General features: G+C 47.9%; 19 protein-coding genes. 10 read left to right on the forward strand and 9 right to left on the reverse strand.

Features of this window, described 5'->3' with window-relative positions; all coding sequences use genetic code 11:
• Positions 1-11 precede the first annotated feature (11 nt).
• Both thiS and KME11_14975 read left to right on the forward strand, forming a co-directional pair.
• Positions 12-224 (forward strand): thiamine biosynthesis protein ThiS, encoded by a 213-nt coding sequence (thiS, locus tag KME11_14970; GenBank protein MBW4516510.1) that lies wholly within the window; start codon positions 12-14, stop codon positions 222-224.
• 187 nt (positions 225-411) lie between these two features.
• On the forward strand, positions 412-1,404 hold the full coding sequence (locus KME11_14975) for a DUF1517 domain-containing protein (protein MBW4516511.1): 993 nt from the start codon (positions 412-414) through the stop codon (positions 1,402-1,404).
• 82 nt (positions 1,405-1,486) lie between these two features.
• Here the strand turns inward: KME11_14975 and KME11_14980 are convergent, their stop codons facing one another.
• Positions 1,487-2,134, reverse strand: a complete 648-nt coding sequence (locus tag KME11_14980) for a DUF4033 domain-containing protein (GenBank protein ID MBW4516512.1) — start codon at positions 2,132-2,134, stop codon at positions 1,487-1,489.
• 146 nt (positions 2,135-2,280) lie between these two features.
• Between KME11_14980 and KME11_14985 the strand changes: the two genes are divergently transcribed.
• Together KME11_14985 and KME11_14990 are read left to right on the forward strand one after the other, a co-directional pair.
• The gene (locus KME11_14985; GenBank protein MBW4516513.1) at positions 2,281-2,952 is read left to right on the forward strand and encodes a hypothetical protein; all 672 of its coding nucleotides are present in this window, start codon (positions 2,281-2,283) and stop codon (positions 2,950-2,952) included.
• A gap of 83 nt (positions 2,953-3,035) precedes the next feature.
• Positions 3,036-4,082 carry a TIGR03032 family protein gene (locus tag KME11_14990; GenBank protein MBW4516514.1) on the forward strand — a complete coding sequence of 349 codons (1,047 nt, stop codon included), beginning with the start codon at positions 3,036-3,038 and terminating at the stop codon, positions 4,080-4,082.
• Between the two features lie 64 nt (positions 4,083-4,146).
• On the opposite strand, the gene mraY is transcribed toward KME11_14990, so the two are convergent.
• Both mraY and KME11_15000 read right to left on the reverse strand, forming a co-directional pair.
• Complete coding sequence (gene mraY / locus KME11_14995; protein MBW4516515.1) at positions 4,147-5,244, reverse strand: phospho-N-acetylmuramoyl-pentapeptide-transferase; 1,098 nt, start codon at positions 5,242-5,244, stop codon at positions 4,147-4,149.
• A gap of 230 nt (positions 5,245-5,474) precedes the next feature.
• Positions 5,475-5,717 carry a DUF3134 domain-containing protein gene (locus KME11_15000; GenBank protein ID MBW4516516.1) on the reverse strand — a complete coding sequence of 81 codons (243 nt, stop codon included), beginning with the start codon at positions 5,715-5,717 and terminating at the stop codon, positions 5,475-5,477.
• A gap of 73 nt (positions 5,718-5,790) precedes the next feature.
• Here KME11_15000 and KME11_15005 point away from each other — a divergent pair, with 73 nt between their 5' ends.
• On the forward strand, positions 5,791-6,375 hold the full coding sequence (locus KME11_15005; protein MBW4516517.1) for a PAP/fibrillin family protein: 585 nt from the start codon (positions 5,791-5,793) through the stop codon (positions 6,373-6,375).
• Positions 6,376-6,528: 153 nt separating this feature from the next.
• Here KME11_15005 and KME11_15010 read toward each other — a convergent pair whose 3' ends face one another.
• The 3 genes from KME11_15010 to ilvD form a co-directional block, all read right to left on the reverse strand.
• A complete protein-coding gene (locus tag KME11_15010) occupies positions 6,529-10,506 on the reverse strand; it encodes a magnesium chelatase subunit H (GenBank protein ID MBW4516518.1) in 3,978 nt (1,325 codons plus the stop codon).
• A 478-nt stretch (positions 10,507-10,984) separates the two neighbouring features.
• A complete protein-coding gene (locus tag KME11_15015; protein MBW4516519.1) occupies positions 10,985-11,785 on the reverse strand; it encodes a Uma2 family endonuclease in 801 nt (266 codons plus the stop codon).
• A 29-nt stretch (positions 11,786-11,814) separates the two neighbouring features.
• Complete coding sequence (gene ilvD, locus KME11_15020) at positions 11,815-13,536, reverse strand: dihydroxy-acid dehydratase (protein MBW4516520.1); 1,722 nt, start codon at positions 13,534-13,536, stop codon at positions 11,815-11,817.
• Positions 13,537-13,670: 134 nt separating this feature from the next.
• Here ilvD and KME11_15025 point away from each other — a divergent pair, with 134 nt between their 5' ends.
• Positions 13,671-14,510 carry a pentapeptide repeat-containing protein gene (locus tag KME11_15025; protein ID MBW4516521.1) on the forward strand — a complete coding sequence of 280 codons (840 nt, stop codon included), beginning with the start codon at positions 13,671-13,673 and terminating at the stop codon, positions 14,508-14,510.
• On the opposite strand, the gene KME11_15030 is transcribed toward KME11_15025, so the two are convergent.
• Together KME11_15030 and KME11_15035 are read right to left on the reverse strand one after the other, a co-directional pair.
• Complete coding sequence (locus tag KME11_15030; GenBank protein ID MBW4516522.1) at positions 14,507-14,983, reverse strand: PIN domain-containing protein; 477 nt, start codon at positions 14,981-14,983, stop codon at positions 14,507-14,509. The two genes, KME11_15025 and KME11_15030, sit on opposite strands and share 4 nt — an antisense overlap.
• Positions 14,984-15,769 carry a hypothetical protein gene (locus tag KME11_15035; protein MBW4516523.1) on the reverse strand — a complete coding sequence of 262 codons (786 nt, stop codon included), beginning with the start codon at positions 15,767-15,769 and terminating at the stop codon, positions 14,984-14,986.
• Between the two features lie 273 nt (positions 15,770-16,042).
• Between KME11_15035 and KME11_15040 the strand changes: the two genes are divergently transcribed.
• Complete coding sequence (locus tag KME11_15040; protein MBW4516524.1) at positions 16,043-17,431, forward strand: type IV pilus twitching motility protein PilT; 1,389 nt, start codon at positions 16,043-16,045, stop codon at positions 17,429-17,431.
• Between the two features lie 151 nt (positions 17,432-17,582).
• A complete protein-coding gene (locus KME11_15045; protein ID MBW4516525.1) occupies positions 17,583-18,365 on the forward strand; it encodes a circadian clock KaiB family protein in 783 nt (260 codons plus the stop codon).
• Positions 18,366-18,373: 8 nt separating this feature from the next.
• Here KME11_15045 and KME11_15050 read toward each other — a convergent pair whose 3' ends face one another.
• Positions 18,374-18,826, reverse strand: a complete 453-nt coding sequence (locus tag KME11_15050; GenBank protein MBW4516526.1) for a transcriptional repressor — start codon at positions 18,824-18,826, stop codon at positions 18,374-18,376.
• Positions 18,827-19,029: 203 nt separating this feature from the next.
• Here KME11_15050 and ribE point away from each other — a divergent pair, with 203 nt between their 5' ends.
• Together ribE and KME11_15060 are read left to right on the forward strand one after the other, a co-directional pair.
• The gene (gene ribE, locus KME11_15055) at positions 19,030-19,713 is read left to right on the forward strand and encodes a riboflavin synthase (GenBank protein ID MBW4516527.1); all 684 of its coding nucleotides are present in this window, start codon (positions 19,030-19,032) and stop codon (positions 19,711-19,713) included.
• Between the two features lie 244 nt (positions 19,714-19,957).
• On the forward strand, positions 19,958-20,779 hold the full coding sequence (locus tag KME11_15060) for a glycosyltransferase (protein ID MBW4516528.1): 822 nt from the start codon (positions 19,958-19,960) through the stop codon (positions 20,777-20,779).
• Positions 20,780-20,809 lie beyond the last annotated feature (30 nt).

The raw sequence follows: 20,809 nt of genomic DNA on the forward strand, positions 1-20,809 counted from the left end.
CAGCAATATCTATGAATTCTGTCATTACCGTACAAATCAATGGCGATCGCTGCCAATGTCCACCCCAGACTTGTCTACCAGAACTGTTAACCCAATTGGGCATGAATCTTCGTTTGGTGGCTGTAGAGTATAACGGTGAGATTTTACATCGGCAATTTTGGGATGAAACCGAAGTGCAGGAGGGCGATCGACTGGAGATTGTAACTATTGTGGGAGGTGGATAATCAACAGCTAGAAAGAGGTTCGGTAATCCACTCCTAAGTCTCTCTTAAGACCCTTCTGTCGATGACCTAGAGAAGATAGACTAGATGAAACGAATAGTTTGTAACGTTTGGTTAAGCCGAAAGGTTAATTAAGAATCTACAGCCTCAGCCAACGTCAACCTTCATCAGTTTGAATCGGCATGGCACTATGAACAACAACTTGAACAAAAAACTCTCTAAACTCATCAAATCCTGGGTCAAGCCTCTCTTTGCAATCTGTCTGGTCTTTACGCTAGTTCTAAGCCAAGCAGATGGAGCCTTAGCAGCACGAAGTGGCGGTCGAGTGGGTGGGGGAAGCTTCCGTGCCCCCAGTAGCGCCCCTCGTAGTGCTCCTGGGGGTGGCTATGGTGGCGGCTACGGCGGCGGCTATGGTGGTGGTTACTATCCCGGTGGGGGTGGCTTTGGCTTTCCGTTCCTTCTACCCTTGTTTGGGTTTGGTGGTGGTGGATTATTCTCAATTCTGATCTTCTTTGCGATCGCTAGTTTCCTGGTTCGCAGTTTCCGTTCTACTCAAGGTGGCGGAACTACAGATAGCTATGGTTATTCCACTGGGTCGCCCACTGTTTCTGTGGCAAAAGTCCAGGTTGGTCTTTTGTCCGAGGCACGAACTCTACAAGCAGATCTCGATCGCATTGCAAAAACTGCTGATACCAGCAACTCTGAAGGTTTGACTCTGCTGCTGCAAGAGACAACGCTTTCCTTACTCCGGCACCCAGAGTACTGGAGTTATGCAGGTAGTGACACTCAGCAAACTCGTTTAGAAGCTGCCGAAGATCAATTCAATCGCTTTTCTTTGACAGAACGCAGCAAGTTTACCGAAGAAACTCTCTCCAATGTCAATAACCAGTTGCGCCAAGCAACTCCCAAGGGATTGCTGCCTGATGCCAGCGGACAGCTTGTTGAGTCTGACCAAGACCCCGGTGCTTATATCGTTGTGACCTTACTGGTGGCAACTCAAGGCAACCTGAAGCTGCCTGTCATTCGCACTTCCCAAGATTTGCGTCAAGCATTAGGGCAGCTTGGAGCAGTTTCTAGCGATAACTTGTTAGCAGTCGAGGTCATGTGGACTCCTCAGGCTGAAGGAGACACTCTTTCCTCTGACGATATGGTGCTAGGCTACGCTGATCTGAAAATGATCTAATGTTTCTTGAGCGCTGCAATTAACCCTTGCAACCTTCAAGGGGGATCTGAATGTTCAGATCCCCTTTGAAGGTTTATTTTATTCAAGCCTCTCGTACCTTGGGACAAGGCTCTAAAGATTTCATCACACCACATTGATTAATTAAACAAGGCTGTTGATAAGCTGCTTCCTCTTCTAAAGGTGGTGGTATCTGCCCAAACACCATCTCACAACTCATATCTTCAAAGTTAGGAGTCATGGTTAGGGGAATTCCTAGTCTCTGGGTTAGAAAGTTTTGCGTTGGCATTTTGCACATGTTGATGCACATCCCCACGCACCCACTCTGCTCCAAATAGCGGCATTTCTTCATGTACACACCGCTTCTCTGAGTGCGGATCTGTTGATCTAACCCTTTCACTTCAACTTCTCGCACTTCACAGGGCCCTACCAGCCATTCAAACAGCAGAGCCGCAAACCAAGCATTTGATTCACAAACCCACTGAGTCGGCGAAAGCAAGGTGCGGATTAGGGTTGAAACTGCCGACGGCACCAAAGAATTTAGCACTTTCGCTACAACTGCCTGCTGCTCTTTAGCGGTTCGCCCTTGCATGATTTTTTTAGACAGATCTACAAATCCGTCGTAACCGTGCAATTTTGTCTTCTTGTCAATGGCTTTTGCCATGTTTCGCGAAAGAATCCAGATAAAGAAGCGATCGAGGCGATCGTCGTGATAAATTTCTTTTTCTATCATAGTCAGATGCGGTGAGGATGGGCTGGGTCTATTAAATGGTTAAAAATCTTAAGCTCTCGAAAATGGTAAAGCCCAGAAATCCTTCCCGAAAGATAAGAATTTCAGCAGGGTTTGATTTACCTTAGAAGTTCATTATAAATACCCCCATGAAAACTCCTTATTGGCTCATTGCTATTTTTGCGGCGATCGCTGCTGTTGTGGGAGCCAGCCTCGCTTCTTATCAACCGATAGTATCCCCTAACCCGATCGCCTCAGTCTCTCCTGCCCCATCCTCCATTGCATCCCCCAGTCCCTCTCCTTCAGCAATAGTAGCTTCTTCCCCAAAACCATCCCTTTCTCCTTCAGCCCCCAGTCTTACCGAGCAATCTAAACTGGTGATCAATGGCATTCATCCGATTCAAATTGGCATGACCGTTATAGAAGCCACCAAAGCTGTAGGGCTCCCTGCAAGAACGGATGGTGACGTGGCAAGTCAAAGCTGTTTCTATTACAAATTTCAAGGCGGAGTGCCTGGTCTTGCAATGATGGTGGTGGGCGATCGCATTATTGGAATTGAGATTGAGCAAGGCAGCAAAATCACGACCCGTAGTGGTGCAGGCATTGGTTCTACTGAAGAGCAAATCAAAGCGCTCTATCCAAAGCAAATTGAAGTTACGCCTCATCCCTTTGTTAAAGGTGGGAACTATTTAACTTTTGTGCCCAAAAGCACTGCTGATAGCAAATACCGCATTATTTTTGAGACAGATTCAAGGGGAAAAGTCACTGAATTTCGCGCTGGACAAATTCCCGAAGTAGGATCTATGGAAGGATGCGCATAAGATTAAACTCAGGCAGCGTGCTCTTCGAGATACCCACAAGGGGTCGCTGTTCTCATAACTTTTCTGCCCTCTGAGCTTGCCTCATGAATGCCTCCCTAGACATCTTTGCTTCTCGCCACTTTGTTGAATGGTTGAGCGAACACCGCCTGAGCCTTGCTCTGACTACTTACCAAACCTCTCGCCTGATCCTTTTAGGAGCCACGCCTGAAGGACGAATTTCAGGATTTGAGCGGCTTTTTGATCGGGCAATGGGGCTGTGTGCAACCTCAGAGCGACTTTATCTTAGTTCTAAGTACCAAATTTGGCAGTTTGATAATGTTTTGGAAGTAGGGCAGTTCTATAAGGATTATGACAAGCTTTATATTCCCCGAATTGGCTACACCACCGGAGATTTGGATATTCATGATGTGGTGATCGATCGCACGGGCAAGTTAATTTTTGTTAGTACTTTATTAAACTGTTTAGCGACGGTCAGCGATCGCCATAGCTGCACTCCCCTTTGGCAACCTTCTTTCATTTCTAAGTTGGTCAACGAAGATCGGTGTCACCTGAATGGGCTGGCAATGATCGATGGCGAACCGCGCTATGTGACTGCCTGTAGTCAATCCGATATTGTGGATGGCTGGCGCGACAAACGGCGTAACGGTGGGTGTGTCATTGATTTGCATTCTCATCAAATCGTTGCCACAGGCTTATCTATGCCCCACTCGCCTCGCTACTACCATGACAGGCTATGGCTACATAACTCTGGAACAGGCGAATTCGGATACTTAAATTTGCAAGCTGGAACCTTTGAAGCGATCGCCTTTTGTCCAGGCTACTTGAGAGGCTTAGCCTTTTGGCAGGACTTCGCCATTGTGAGTCTGTCCAAACCTCGGCGGGAAGACCATACATTTTCAGGACTAGCACTCGATGACCAATTAGCCGCTAAAGATGCCGAAGCCCGCTGCGGTTTGATGGTTATTGACTTGCATACGGGCAGCATTGTCCATTGGTTACGGTTAGAAGGCGTGATTACTGAACTCTACGATGTGCAAGTTCTACCCAAGGTACAGCGTCCGATGGCGTTAGGTTTCCAGACTGATGAAGTCGCGCAGCTACTGACGCTAGACAAGATGGGCAGCCTTTAAAAAACAAATGGAGTGCGATCGGCACTCCAGAAGACTTGCAGATATGAATGGTAGATGAATTGATTTAGTGAACTGTAAAACCCAAGATTGCCAACAAGCCACCGATTAAGTAGAAACGAGAAACCACCGTAGTTTCAGACCAACCCGTTAATTCAAAGTGATGATGCAAGGGAGCCATTTTGAAAAGTCTTTTGCCCACGCCATCACTATTCTTTGTTGCCTTGTAGTAGCCGACCTGAGCAATCACAGACAGCGACTCAACCAGGAAGATGCCGCTCAAAATGAGTAACGCAAACAGCGAGTGACTCAGCAAACCCACGGCTGCTAAGGCACCGCCTAGCGCCAAGGAGCCCGTATCACCCATGAAAACTTTTGCCGGGTTATGGTTGTGCGCTAAAAACCCTAAACAGCCGCCGCTGAGACCAGCACAAAAAACCATGAGTTCTGGAGAAGTTGGCGCAATCAGTGCCCCCAAACCCATCAGCGCGATCGCTCCTGTTCCACCCGCCAAGCCATCTAATCCATCGGTTAGATTGGTTGCATTGCTTTCAGCTACCAAGACAAACCCCGCTAATAGCCAGAATGCTGCCCCCAAGGGAAGAGTCATCCCTAACGGTAAAAGAATAGTCGTAATGTCCCAAGGTTGGCTCCACGCCATCCAGATACAGAAGAATGCGGCAAAGCCAATTTGCAACGCCAGTTTCATCCGGGCGGAAATGCCTTTGTTCGACTTCTTCAAGAGGATTTGCCAATCATCTAAGAAGCCGATCGCCCCATAAGCCAGTGTTAGCACCGATACTGCTAGAACATTAGAATTAAACCCAGTCCAAACCAAAGCCAACATTACTGCAACAGGAACAAAGAAGATGCCTCCCATCGTGGGAGTCCCTGCTTTCTTCAAGTGTGCCTGGGGCCCATCTTGGCGAATTACTTGTCCTGCCTTGAGAGCTCTCAGCATCGGTACAGCCCAAAAGCCCACCCCAGCCGTTGCTAAAGCACAGACGATTAGAGGCAACGTTAGCCCAATGCCTGAAAAAAGCGATCGTCCAGCAAACCAATCTAGAACCAAAGCGACAATGCTTAGCCCTGCTCCTAACGTTAGAAATAGATGGTATCCCACAAGACCACTGAGGGGTCTATCGGGGTGCAATTTTGCATCCACAAGTTTTACTCTCACGTTCCACACCACTCACTACACCAGCACCCTAACCCTTTACGGAAAACTCATCTACTGAATTTCAAGAGCATTAAAGCCTACAGAAATGGCTGTAGTCAAGCTTCTCTGCTACCAAAGGTCTAAAGTTCCCCTAAAAATATCTCAACTTTGAAATTTTGGATCAAGTTCTTTAAAAAAAATCTCCTGTAAGTATTCCTACAGGAGAACGGTTAAGGCTAGTCGTCTAAATCGAGCGCATCATCATCGTCATCATCTGCCTCAAACGAGTTATCTTCGCCCGCCATCAAATCAGTGATTTCTTCACCGTCTTCACGGTAATCAAAATCTTGAACGTCTCGGGCAAGCATCCGCCCAGTTCCTTCTAACCAGCCTAAGATAGAAGCATCTCGTTGCAGGGGAATGACGGCAGCAGGTTGACTTCGGGGGACTTGATGGAGCGCAGGGTTTTTCCTATCCATGGAGCTTCTGTACCTGTAGTGAGATCTGTTTGTAGTTTATACATTGTATGGCGTATGGCGAAGGTAGGCAAAAATGCTTGGTAAATCAGCTTTACTGGAGGCGATCGCCGGGAAAAATCGCGGATTACTAGCGACTGATTCTGAGCGACGAGCTATTTTGGCAACGGTGGCGCAACTGGAAGAACGTAACCCCACTCCTCGCCCCTTAGAAGCGATCGATAAACTCAACGGCAACTGGCGGTTGCTGTTCACAACTAGTCAGGGACTATTGAAAATTGATCAATTTCCACTGGTCAAACTCGGACAAATTTATCAGTATATTCAAGCCAGTTCTTCTAGCATTTATAACGTCGCTGAAACTTCTGGTTTACCCTTTCTTGAGGGGATGGTGAGCGTCGCGGCAAAGTTTGTGCCTTTGTCCGATCGCCGGGTAAAAGTAAACTTTGAGCGATCGATTATTGGCTTACAGCGCCTGGTCGATTATCGATCGGTCGATCACTTTATTCAGCAGATTGAGGCAGGAGAAAAGTTTAAGGCGATCGATTTCAGCATTACCAGCCGCGAACAAAAAGGTTGGCTGGACGTGACTTACTTAGACGACGATCTGCGAATTGGACGAGGCAATGAAGGCAGCGTATTTGTCCTAACTAAAACTTAAGTCGATCGCGTTGGAGCACTCTCGAAACCAATAGAAAAGTAAAAGACCCAACAGCCCCCTGCCAGGTCTTTATGAACGTCACTTATCTTTCTTTACTTTAGGCGGGAGGCTTGATGGGAGGCTTCACCATTCTGGTTCGCCCGATCGGGTGAACTATTCTACGCCTTCAATTCGGTCTTCCACCTGCTGATAAAGTTCTCGTAGAAGCTGCAAATTGCTTTCACTGGTTTCCCAATAGCCACGACCATTAACTTCTAACAATGTCCCTACCATCTTGCGGAAAGAGTTGGGGTTGAGGTTCATGAGGCGATCGCGCATTTCCTGATCGGCAATAAACGTGGTGTTCGTGTCTTCGTAGATCCAGTTATCAACGGCTCCGGCGGTGGCTGACCAGCCCATTGTGTTGACCAGGCGCTTAGAGAGTTCGCGCACACCTTCGTAGCCGTGGGATAACATCCCTTCGTACCATTTGGGGTTGAGCATCTTGGTACGAGCATCGAGGCGAACGGTTTCAGAGAGCGATCGCACCTGTGCATTTGCCGTCGTCGTATCGGCAATGTAAGAAGCAGGTGTTTTACCATCGCCTCGCAGCGTCGAGACGACCTTGGTTGGGTCAGAGTCAAAGTAGTGGGATACATCGGTTAAAGAAATCTCAGCAGAATCGAGGTTCTGGAACGTCACTTCCACCGTCTTCAACGAAGCCTCAAAAATATCCCGCGATTGATCCATCATGCCAGGATTATCGGAGTTGAAGGAAAAAGACTTCCGCGCTAAATACATATCCTGAAGTTCTGACTCGGTTTCCCAGGTGCTATTTTCCACTGCCAGGTTGACGTTAGAAGAGTAGGAGCCAGAAGCATTAGAGAATACGCGAGTCGCAGCTTGCCGCAGGTTAACGCCCATGTCTTCGGCTTGCTTGAGGGCGTGTTTACGCACAAAGTTCATTTCCAAAGGCTCATCGGCTTCGGCTGCCATTTTGATAGCGCGATCGAGCAGGTTCATCTGGTTAATAAACAGATCGCGGAAAACACCGGAGCAGTTAACCACTACGTCTACGCGAGGACGACCCAATGTTTCTAGAGGAATTAGCTCTAACTTGTTAACCCGACCCAACGCATCAGGAACCGGAAGCACGCCTACCAACAGCATGACTTGCGCCAGAGATTCGCCATAGGTTTTGATGTTATCAGTGCCCCAAAGGACAAAGGCGATCGTTTCAGGATAAGTCCCGTTCTCAGCCTTTTGTCTTGCTAACAGACGGTCTACCACAATCTGCGCTGACTGCACAGCGGCAGTAGTTGGAATGGACTGGGGATCGAGGGCGTGAATGTTTTTGCCAGTCGGCAATACATCCGGGTTGCGGATTGGATCGCCACCGGGCCCTGGCAAAATATATTCACCTTCCAGCGCCTTCAGCAGTGCGCCTAACTCATTGTCGGCAGTGACTTGCTTAAGGCAGAACTCTAGATATTCAAATAGGGGCTTGATGGCATCGGCATCAACTTTGGGATAGCCAGATGTATGTAACGACTCGATCCAGGGCGTTTTCTTACCCATGTTGAAGAAGTTAAGCTTAGTGACTTTAGAAACCCGACCTTCTGCATCGGTCTGTTCTTTCACCATTGCCGCCACTGCATCTCGACACGCTTGATTGATATCGAATAGCAATTGCACATCTTCGAGAACGCCGCGATCGCTTCTCTTAAAGATGTCATCCATATCTCGCCCCAAACTATTGGCAATAATGCGGGGAAGACTGAGAAGATTATCTTCAGGGCGATCGAGTCCGGCAATATTGACTAATGTTGCTACTGCTTCCTCAGCAGTCGGCGGCTTACCAATAATATGCAACCCACAGGGCAGCAAGCGCGATTCAATTTCCATCAGCCGGATGTAAACCTGACCCACCAGGGTATCCCGTGCTTCGCCATCCATTTCACTGCATTCTTCAGGCAGGTTAATGTCCTTATCCAGGTTCACCAAACGGCACTTGTCGATGATGGCGTTGATGATTGAGGTCGAGCGCCCCGAATCTTTGAGGGTTTGGTAAGAGGCGATCAGTTCGCTCAGTTCCTTTAGTCCTTTGTATAGTCCAGCGTTTTCGGCAGGAGGAGTAAGGTAGCTGATGGTTTCAGCATAGCTGCGGCGTTTGGCGATCGTTGCTTCAGAAGGATTATTTGCCGCGTAGTAATAAAGATTAGGAATTTTGCCAATCAAACTATCGGGGTAACAATCATTCGACATCCCCATCTGTTTGCCAGGCATGAACTCTAGGGAACCGTGAGTACCAAAGTGCAGGACTGCATCCGCCTTCCAGATGTGCTCTAGATAGGTGTAGTACGCCGCAAAGCCGTGGTGCGGGCTGGCAGAGCGAGAGAACAGCAGCCGCATCGGGTCGCCTTCGTAGCCAAAAGTGGGCTGAATGCCAATGAAGACGTTGCCGAAGGTTTTGCCGTAAATCAGCATATTCTGCCCATCAGTGTTGAGTTGTCCAGGGGCAGAACCCCAGGAATCTTCCAGCCGATGATGGTATGGGGTGAGTGCCTCGTACTCAGGCACAGACATTTTGTAAGCAATGTTAAGTTCGGGGCTATTGTATTGGGCTTGGGCATCGTGGATGACTGCCAGCATCAATTCTTCAGCAGAGTCGGGCACGTCTTGGAGGTCGTAGCCGTTCTGTTTAAGTGCCTGCATGACTTCAAAAATAGAGCCAAACACATCTAAGTAAGCGGCTGTACCCACGTTTCCTTTGTCGGGAGGGAAGCTGAAGACAGTAATTGCTAGCTTTTTGTGAATTTTGGGCTTGCGGCGCAGAGTTGCCCATTTCATAGCACGTTGGGCGATCGCTTCCACACGGTCTTGCAGAGCGATCGCTCTACCCGTATTACCATCTCGCCCAGACATGATGATGGGTTCGATCGCGCCATCTAGTTCAGGAATCGCAATTTGTAATGCGACTTGGATGGGGTGCAACCCTAAATCACTCTCCTGCCACTCTTCGGTAGTTTGAAAGACCAATGGCAATGCCACCATGTACGGGCGACCCAAACGACTGAGAGATTCGATCGCCTTAGGATGATCCTGCCGCGCTGGACCACCGACTAGGGCAAACCCGGTCAGAGAAACCACAACATCGACCAGAGTCTTCTTAGAGATCGGGTCGTAGAAATAAGCATCGACAGGCTTAGAAAAGTCCAGCCCACCTGCGAACACAGGCACGACGCGCGCGCCCATGCATTCCAACTCTTGCACCATTGCCACATAGTGAGCATCGTCACCTGTGACCAAGTGAGTTCTTTGCAGCACCAAGCCTACTGTTGGAGCCAGGGGATCCTTCAGATCAGCAGAAATATCTGACCGCGAACTAAACCAATTGAGATACTCTTTCAAATCCTCAAACATACTGGGAGCCAGCGGATGCCAGATGCCCATGTCAGGGTAGGTAACTGGATCGCGGTACTGAAGCGTAACTTCCTTGAGTCCTTCTGCGGCTGGCACGTATTTATCTGCCAACATCAGCAAGAAGTTTTCCAGGTTATCAGCAGATCCGCCCAACCAATACTGGAAGCTGAGCATGAAGTGTCTAGCATCCTGCGCTTTTTCCATGGGCAGAAACTTTAGCACCTGGGGCAGCGTTCGCAGCAGCTTCAGCATCGCGTCTTGGAAGCCTGCGCCGGATTTCTCCTTGCGCTTTTTCATGAAGCTAGAGATCATGCTCTTCGACTGCCCAATCTGCGCCAACGAGAAGCTGCCCATTTTGTTTAGGCGCATGACTTGGGGCATGGACGGGAAGACGACCGAAACGTCCAGGCGATCGCGGTGAGGCTCAACTGCTGCTACAACTTTGTCGGCTAATTCTTCAATAAAAATCAGCGATGCAATAAAAATATTGGCTTGAGATACATCGTGCTTAAATGCTTCATAGTTTTCGGCGCTACGAAGCTCTTCTAGCAGATACCCACTAATCTCAATAGCAACACTGGGGTTGCTTTCGTTGATCGATCGAACTGCCGCAGAGAGCGAACTTTGATATTGCGGCTCTAGCACGACGTAGACCACTTTAATCAGCGATCGCCCCTGAAGATCGGTGGGTGCGATGTGTCTGATGGTGGGCTTAACGTGTGTGAACATGCAGGGAGGCTCCTTTTCAAGACTTTTAGAGACCGACGCAGCTAATCACAAACTGGTCGCTCGTAAAAGTGTTACATCAGTTGTTGTACCAGAAAACCCTTACCCATTCAGCGATTCGAGGTCTATCTGAAACAATTTGATATAAAAAAAGATACAGATATTTACATTAGTTGACAAATTAATGAGCGATTACTCAGTTATTAGTTAAGAAAAGTGAAGACGATCGCGCAAAGCCTTGAATTCAAAGGGAGGAGGACTATATTTGCCAAGAAATTTTGCGGTCTTTTTTAGACATTTCTCAGGCTTACAGCTTTGCAAAACATCAGCCTGGGTAGATTTGACTGAGGCGATCGCAACTTATCGACGACCGAAAGATTCTCTGTAATGCGCTGTTGAAAAAGAAAGGATCTCCGCTATTGGGAGATCCTTTTTACGTTTAAATTACCAGGCTGCTCGATTCTATGAAGAGCAGACCTAATTAAGGCTCCAGGTTGATTCCCTGTATCTGAAGTCTTTCCATCAACTCTGTCAATCTCTGTTCCGCTTGCTCTGCGCGTTGCGATTCCTGCTCTGCACGTTGCGATTCCTGCTCTGCCCTCTGACGTTCTTCATTGGCTAGCTGCTCAGCCTCTAACCTTGCTTGCTCAGCCTCCTGATAGCTCAATAGCTTTGCGCCTGTTTGGGGGTCAAAAAGCCTTAGCTCTCTCGTCGCAATTCCTGGGGACTGCACAGTGGTTTGGTCGGCAGGCAATAGCCGCAAATCAAGCCCCAGCGTCTCACTCTGTAAGACGACAGTGCCATCGGCAAGGGTGGTGGGAGCGATCGGCTCGTAGATACCGTTGACTAACCGCCTACCCTTGAGTTGCGGTTTCAGATAATCACCTGTCGGGTCATACTGGAAATATTCTGGAACTCCCAAACTCGCGTACAGCAAAGGCTTAGATTCTTCGTCCTGCTTTTTAGTGCTAAGAGAAGTAATCTCCAAAATAAAAGAGGGCAACTTACCCGACTCTTGCCAAGCTTTGTAACTACGCCGTTTTCTATTGCTGACTCCAAACACCACAAAAACATCGGGCGAGACGCTTTTGTTGGGCTGACCTTCTTGATAGTAAATAAACAAATTACCAGAGACGTAGACTTGCGATCGCCCCCGAAAAAACAGCCTCAGGGCTTCCACGCAATAAATTAAATAAATGCGCGTGGCATCGCTTTCCGTCATGGGTTGACCGTCGCTGTCAGGATATTCAACAAAAGTTGGAGTTTGGGAGATTTCGACCATAGGGATCTTCCAAGTAAGGGCAGGAGGCTTCAGTATTTTAACAAGTCTGTTACAGCCCCTAGGCTACTGGAAGAGACTAGATGGGCATATTTTGCCAGCACTCCTGATTTATAAAGAGCCTGAGGCTGCTGCCACTGCGATCGCCGCTCTGCCAAAACTTCATCGGTCAAATTGACCTGCAACAGTCGGGCATCGGCATCAATGGTGATGGAGTCGCCTTCGTGAATTAGGGCAATGTTGCCGCCCACAAATGCTTCTGGTGCGACGTGTCCGACAACCATGCCATAGGTTCCCCCAGAAAAGCGACCATCAGTAATTAGTCCGACTGAATCGCCCAAGCCTGCGCCAATAATTGCCGAAGTCGGCGCTAGCATTTCTCGCATTCCTGGCCCGCCCTTTGGCCCTTCGTAGCGAATTACCAGTACGTCCCCTGGATTAATCTTGCCTGCCAAAATTGCGTCTAGACAGGATTCCTCAGACTCAAATACTCGTGCAGATCCTGTAATCTTCCGAAACTTGATGCCCGTCAACTTCGCGACAGAACCTTCCTGCGCCAAGTTACCCTTCAAGATTCCCAGATGCCCCTGCGGATACATGGGGTTGTTCCAGGGACGAATGACCTGTTGATCGGGGCGAGGTTCAGCAGGAATATCTTTGAGGCGCTGGGCGATCGTTTCTCCGGTAATGGTCAGGCAATCGCCGTGGAGCAAACCGTGGTTAAGCAGCATTTTCATAACCTGGGGGATACCGCCTGCTGTATGTAAGTCAGTAGCGACGAAACGACCGCTGGGCTTGAGATCGCAGAGAACGGGAACGCGAGCGCGGATGGGTTCAAAATCATCAATGGTGAAAGGAATGTTGGCACTGTGGGCGATCGCCAAAAAGTGCAGCACCGCATTAGTCGAGCCACCGACCGCCATAATGACCGAGATTGCATTTTCAAGCGACTGGCGCGTAATAATGTCGCGGGGGCAAATATTTTTCCGAATTGCCTCTACTAACACCTTTCCGGCTTCTTCCGTATTCACTGCTTTCTCAGCATCTTCAGCCGCCATTGTGGAGGAATACATCAGACTCATGCCGATCGCCTCAAACGCCGAAGACATGGTGTTAGCCGTAAACATACCGCCGCAAGACCCCGCACCAGGACAAGCCTTTTCTTCAACAGCAGTTAGCCGTGCCTCGTTAATTTTGCCAGCGCTGTATTGCCCTACCGCCTCAAACGAACTCACCACTGTTAAATCTTCGCCCTCCAAATGTCCCGGCTTAATGGTGCCGCCATAGACAAACAGAGCCGGAATATTCATCCGCGCCATCGCAATCATGGCTCCTGGCATATTCTTATCGCAGCCGCCGATCGCCAGCACCCCATCCAAACTTTGCCCCATGCAAACAGTTTCAATGGAATCGGCAATCACATCCCGCGACACCAGGGAATACTTCATCCCCTCGGTGCCCATAGAAATGCCATCGCTAATCGTAATGGTGCCAAACGTTTGAGGCATTCCTCCTGCTGCCCGAATCCCTGCCTCTGCCCTGATTGCCAGCGGCGCAATGCCCATATTGCATGGCGTAATGGTGCTGTGGGCACTGGCAACCCCGACGATCGGTTTAGTAAAATCTTCATTCTTAAAGCCCACCGCTCGGAGCATGGCGCGATTGGGCGATCGCTGCACCCCTTGGGTTACAACTCGGCTTTTCAAATTCTCAGGCTTACTTTTAGATGTGCTGTCAGATTTGTTCTCAGGCATCGGGCTTCCCTCTTGTGCGCTCTCAATTAGATCTCTCGCCAATGTTGGATTATACGCCACTAGAGCAATACCCTGAATTTAGGGCAACCTAAATCCACATCAAGCAACTAAAAACATTTGTGGAACGATTCATCATGAACGTTGAAGAACTGCTGGAACAATATGCAGCAGGAAAGCGAGATTTTCGAGAAATTAATTTAGCCGGAGCAAACTTAAGTGGCATTGACTTAAGTGAAATCAATCTGCGGCGTGCCAACCTTCAGCAGGCTAACTTGTGCGGCACTAATCTTAATTCGGCAAATTTGCGAGAGTCCAATTTAATTGACGCCAACCTCCGAGAAGCTAACCTGACTGAAGTGAACTGCATTGGCGCAGACTTAACTCGTGCCAATCTCTACGAAGCTAACTTGACCCGTGCCGGAATGCGGGGAACTAAGCTCGTTGAAGCAAACCTGACGCGCGCCATCCTGTTAGAAGCCAATTTAGGAGAAGCTATCCTAAACCAAGCCAACCTCAGCGAAGCCAACCTCAGCCATGCCGCCCTCCATCGTGCAAAGCTAGCTGAAACCAATTTGACCCATGCTGTTTTGAATAGCGCCAACTTGACTAGTGCAATGCTAACTGGCGCGATTTTGGAAGGTGCAATTTTGACGAATGCCATCTTGCACGGCGTGAGCTTAGAAGAAGCTGATTTGCGAGAAGCTGATCTCAGCCGCGCTCAGTGCGTGGGAGCAAATTTGATCAATGCTAACCTCTGTCAAATTAATGGGCGAGGCTTAAATTTAAGCTGGACTTCTTTACGGGGAGCTAAACTGCGTCGGGCAAATCTTTATCGAGCAGTGCTGTGCTGGGCAAACTTGAGCGAAACCGATTTGAGTGAAGCGGTATTGATTAGCGCCAATATCAACCAGGCGAACTTCCAGCACGCGGACTTAACTGCAACTGTTATGCCTAGCGGCTCTACCCATAATTAAATATCCTCTATAGACATCTGTCTTTCAATGTTAGGCAGTGGCTTCACGTCAATGTAGTCTTGAGCAAACTTCTTGAGACCTAAATCTTCACTGTAGATGCAGCTCGCTCCTTTTGCTACTGCTGTAGCAATAATCATTAAATCAGCCTTCATTTCAGATCTGGATATTCCACCTCTATCTTGAGGCTCCCGTTTGGTTCTCCACATCTCTGCAAATCGAAGAGCAGCTTGGGTATCAAAAGGTAGAACAATAAACCGACGGTGCATGAGTCCATTCAATGCACTATGAAGTCTTGGCTCTAAACCACACAAAACTTCTGCAACAACTATGGACGGAATCATGATACTGGTTTCGTCTTTCTCGCATTTGTCAATCAACTGCTTAGCTTTGCCTATGTTTTCTTCCTGTCCGCAGGTTGATTGCCCCCTCACGCCCCAAATAATCACGTGAGTATCAAAACAAACTAAGCTCATCTACGCCTCCGAGAATCCATAGCGTACTTCAGAGACGAAACGGTTTACATCCTTAATATTGTCAAATGAATTACCTATTAAATTAGCTAGTTCCTCGAAGGCTACTGATGGTGAAGTTTCTTCATAATCAGAGATGTCAAAAACATTGAAGTTTTCAATCTCAAATGTTTCGGAGTTCCATTCCGCTAGACCATATAATGAGACTTTCGTATAGAGCTTAGCACCTGCTTTCTTAGCTACTGTTTTGCTAGTTGTACAGTAAACAATCTTACGATCCAGAGTCTTAAACTGAATTCTTGGATCTGACCCGCCAACACGAGTGATTTCTCCATACAAGGTTGTTTCCCCTGACAAAGGATAAATGTCAGGGATCGTCGTCTCAGGAGTAAGTACAGCAAGCGTTTCCAGTTTGCCGTTCTGTGCAAAGAACTCAGCCTTACATTGATGTCGCCGCGTGAAAGCAGACAACTTTTTCAAAGCGTTAATTGCGTTACTTGGTAATACGCTAAAGTCATTCTCTGCTATTGAGGTTGTTATACGACGCGTAGCAGGTAAAGTTAACTCTGCCAAATTTGGAGAGAACTCTAGCCCAATACTTCCTTGTCGGATATTCTTTAAGCCAATCACTATGGATTCTTTCGACAACTCCGGGTGATCACGGATCACCATAGAAGCAATCATTTCCTCAACAGACTCAATAAATTCCGCAATTTCTTTAGAACGAACTTTTCCTGGTGACATACCTTCACCAGTAATCAGTATTTCAACAGTTACATCATGAGCCATAAATGATCTCACCACCTTTCTGTAATATAGGAAGATTTTATAGCTCAATACAAAGAGCATCTTTCATCTTAGCTCTTTCTTATGGATAAAAGAGAGGCACTTGACATTGTTCAGTCTTCTCGGTCGTGGCTAATTGTAATTGCCACAGACTATGAACGATATCCCTGTTGCGGTTATGGGCAACCTGGATATGGAACGGCGGCGCGACCCCTTGCGGGTAACTCGTAGAGATCGCCCCATCCTGAAACTGCTCTCTCGCCAATCACAGGGTCTATGACTGACACACAACATTTGCCCAACAATCCCCCTGCTTTTCGGATGCCGCCGCCGCCGCCGCCACGGGCAACGACCTCCAACGATGTCACCGACATGATGCCGCCCTTGCCTCCTGGGACGGCAAGAGCGGCTGCAACCCCTGCTGCACCTGCCTCAACAGTAGCGACGGTTGCCTCAGCGGTCACCACAGTCAACTCTAGCTTTGCAACTAGCCCGATCGCCCCTCCCGGTGCACCCCCCGCGACTCGACCCGCTGCGCCTCCGGCAAATCCTCGTCCTGCTCCTCCTCCCCTCGGCCATGTGGGTCAGAGCAAGCCTAGCGCTGGTAGCCCGACTATGGCACAGCTTGTCCGCGAAGCCTATGACAAAGGATTTTCTGATGTGCATACGGGTGTTGGCGAAGTGCCTCGCTTTCGTAACCGGGGCGAAATTGATGTGACGGACTACCCAGTAACTGATAGAGACACTTTCTTTAGTTGGCTTGGAGAAATCCTGAGCGAGGAAGATATTCAAAAATTCCAGGACAATTTAGAGTACGACGGCGCTACCCAGTACGAGTTCGCACGGGTGCGAATCAATGTTTTTGACAGCATGAGAGGTCCGGCAATGGTCATGCGATTGATTCCCTTGAAAATTTTGACGATGGAGCAGCTAAGCCTACCAATAGTCTTCAGAGATATCTGTCACTATCACAAAGGACTAATTCTAGTAACCGGGCCGACAGGTTCAGGAAAGTCCACCACCATGGCGGCTATGATTGATTACATTAATCATGAGATGCCGAAAAACATTATCACGATTGAAGATCCGATTGAGTTTGTTCACCAAAGCCGCAAATCTTTGGTCAAACAGCGAGAAGTAGGCATTCACACTAAAAAGTTTGATAATGCTCTCAAAGCTTCTTTGCGGGAAGATCCAGACATTATTCTAATTGGAGAAATGCGGGATAAGGAAACGGTGAATACGGCTCTTAAGGCGGCTCAAACCGGACACTTAGTTATGGGCACACTGCACACTAACAGCGCCGTCAAGACTATTGAGCGGATTCTTAACCTGTACGAACCTGATCAACAGGAACCCATGCGGGTAGCGATCGCTGAATCTCTAGTTGGAGTCATTTCGCAAGGGCTGTGCCGCACTACTGATGGCAAACGCGCGGCATTCCACGATATTTTGATCAACACCGACGCGATCAAAGACTACATCCGTCGAGGCGACATTGAAGAAATCGAAGCCCTTATCCCTCGATGCACCTTCGATGGCATGTGTACCATGAACCAGTCACTATATAAGCTCTACGAAGACGGACGTATCACTGAGGAAACGGCACTAGAAATGTCGCCCAAACCTAATGAAATGGCTCAAATTTTACGCGGTCGCGTCTAAAAATAGCCATTTTTTAACCAACCATTTTTTAACTAAATTAGGATGGAGGCGCAATTTACACCTCTATCCTGGTTCAGATTTGGGAGAGTTAAATTTGTGGTAAAACAGTCTGATACAAAGGGTAGCCTATCTTGATCAGGCAGTCACGTCAATGCTTAACGGTTCTCCGATCGAAGGCTTCATTCACTCTCCTAACCTATCAGAGATATTCAAGGGGATTGCTCTGTTCACCCCTGGGGGCGACCTGGTGTATTGTATCGATCGCTCCAAGCAAAGCCGCTGGCATTTGCAGCTTTGCTCAGTCTTTCAAGAAGTTTTAGGGCTATCTGAACCGCCTCATTTTTTGGTGCCCTGCTACGCTGCAACCTTCGATCGGTGGCTCGATCCTAAAACTCAAACTTGCAGAACAGTGGCAGAAGCTGCCCCTTTTGTTCTGCGTCACCAAGCCTTACTAAATGTGCTTTTTGGCGAAGCGTTAACCTGGCATCCTGCCGATACTGAAGAAGTATGCGACTTAGCCGTCATCAGCACCTATCAAAAGCAATTTCCTCAGCTTTGGGAAGATCATGACCTCGTGATTCGCTATGAAAAAGTTGAGCCAATGCCTCCAGAGCCGGGCAGAATTACCGCCGCGTGGTCGCCTATGATTCCAGAAGTTTCCCCTCAAGGCTACGTTCTTCGTTTATTTGTCGCAGGGAGCGGCAGTGGTACAGAAAGAATTTTGCGTAAACTCCACAACCTCCTGGATAAGTCTTTGCACCAACCTTATACGCTGAAGGTGATTGATGTGCAAAAGCATCCTGACTTGGCTGAAGCCGATCAGGTTACTGCTACGCCAACGCTAATGCGAGTGTGGCCTGTTCCCATTAAACGCATTGTCGGCGAACTTGATGATGCCCAAACTATCCTGCGAATTTTGACTGCCGATCGCTGAACGTAAAGTTAGTACGCTGGGAGAAGCGATCGCTGACACCCTGGGCAAATTGCGTGGATTGTCATTTGGCAATCTAACAAGTGGTAGCCCTCCTTCTGCGCTGTCTTTGCTCCGGTTTTCAGAACAGCATCATTTCTAAACTCAATGGTTTTATTGCAGCGGACACAGATCAAATGATGGTGATGATGGGGCGAAGGTTGATTGATTTCGTAATGCTTGTGACCCTCTGCCAACTCTAATTCTCTCAAAATGCCCATTCGTGACATGAGCTTGAGGTTGCGGTAAATTGTCGATAAGCTAATAACTTCTCCTTGCTCATTAAGAAGGATGTGCAAATCCTCTGCACTCAGATGTCTGCCTTCTGGTAAGTTCTGGAAAACCTGTAGAATTGTTTCTCGCTGAGGGGTCATCCGCCAACCCCGTTCGTTGAGTTCAGCTTTGAGTGAGGATGTACTATACATAACCCGAAGACTCCTTTCTCAATAATGGTGCCCCATTGATAATCTCAACAATGTAGTCTTATTGAGAATGATACACAATTTTTCAAGTGATTTGCAAGAATCCTTGTCTATTGCGAATGATTCCTGTAGGCAAACGAAGATTGACCAGGTTATATCTAAGAAATCTAGTGGTTCCCTGACTTAAAAGAATTATTAAGAAATGTATGTTTACAGGACTGATTCGCACTACGGCAACGCTTCGCCTTTTAGGGCATAACTTAGCCCAAGTTGTCTGCACAGGACATTTGCCCGGAGTGATTTTAGAGGGTTTGGAATTAGGCGATAGCGTCGCGGTGGATGGCATTTGTCTGACCGTTACCGAAATTCAGACAAGAGGATTTGTGGCAGCGGTGTCGCCTGAAACCTTGAGCCGCACTACGCTCAATCGTGACTCAGGGGAAATTTGTGTCAACCTGGAGCCTTCTCTAAAGGTGGGCAGTAAACTCGGTGGGCACTTTGTTACCGGACATATTGATGGGGTAGGTTACCTGGAAGCTTCGGTGCAAACTGAGAACTCTTGGGAAATGAGCTTTCAGGTGGATGACGCTAAGGTTGCCCGATACGTTGTCTCCAAGGGGAGTATTGCCGTGAACGGCGTGAGTTTGACGATCGCCACCTGTAACTCAGTCGGAAGCTGGTTTAAAGTTGCTGTCATTCCCTTGACCTATGCCGAGACTAATCTGCGATACTTACAGCCGGGTAGCCCTGTCAATTTAGAAGGGGATGTGTTGGGTAAATATGTAGAAAAGTTTTTGCGTCTAGGACAACCCGCAGCAGAACCTCTAGCCTCGCTCCAGACAATGAGTGGCGTGACCGATGGCTTTTTAGCAGAGCACGGATATTTGTAGGGGCTTAGAAAGTTCCGGGTCAAGTTTACGTCGATCTGTTTACGTTGATCTGTGTGCGTTGATCTACTATTTGATCCTGATGTGTCTGTAAACAGTAGAAGAATAACATAAGACCAGGCATCAATCTAAGCGGTACGGTCTTTTAATTCTGATGCGTGTGGGCTTCATTAAGTTGAATTGCCCCTGATTTTATCTGCGTCATTGAGCACCACACCGATGCTCTCTGCTCTTACATTGGTGAACCATGATTAGTGTGATTACCCCTGTCTATAATGGCGATCGCTTTATCGAATCTTGCATTCATGTGGTGCTTGATCAAGCCTGCCCAGACATTGAGCACCTCATAATCGATGGGGGTTCGAGCGATCGCACTGTAGAAATTATTCAGCGCTATGCCGCCCAATACTCTCACATTCGATGGGTTTCAGAACCAGATCGCGGACAATCTGATGCGATGAATAAAGGCATTAGTATGGCTAAAGGCAAAATCATCGCTATGTTAAATGTGGATGATTACTATGAGCCAAATGTTCTTAACCACATTAATGAACTATTTGAACATCTTCCAGAACCTAGCTTACTCGTGGGGAACTGCAATGTTTGGGATGATGCTGGACGTCTTGGCGGAATCAATAAACCTACAAAATTACAGTTTAAAGAATTACTTTTAGGAATGGATATTAACCCCTTTCCGATTAATCCTTCCGCATATTTTTATCATGCTTCACTGCACCAAAAGATTGGACTCTACTGTGTTGATGAACATTATGCGATGGACATTGATTTTCTTTTAAAGGCAGTGCAAAAAGCAACTGTCAGGTATGTTGATGAAACTTGGGGAAACTATCGTCAAATTGCTGGAACTAAAACAGTTACCGACTGTCATAACGGTGGCAATCAACCTCGCTTGCGTCGCGTCATGCGTACTTATCGCAAGCAACTTCCGTGGGCTCAACGAATGCAAGTAGCAGTCAAATTTGAGGGATTGCGAGTTCGTCAGAGCGTTGAATATTTCTTTCGGCATCCGAACGAGATTTTGCCAAAATTAAAGGCAAGACTGGGCTAGTTCTTCTGGAATTCTGTTTGGAGTTAAATT

The sequence above is a fragment of the Timaviella obliquedivisa GSE-PSE-MK23-08B genome, assembly GCA_019358855.1.
In the GTDB taxonomy this organism is placed as follows: Bacteria; Cyanobacteriota; Cyanobacteriia; order Elainellales; family Elainellaceae; genus Timaviella; species Timaviella obliquedivisa.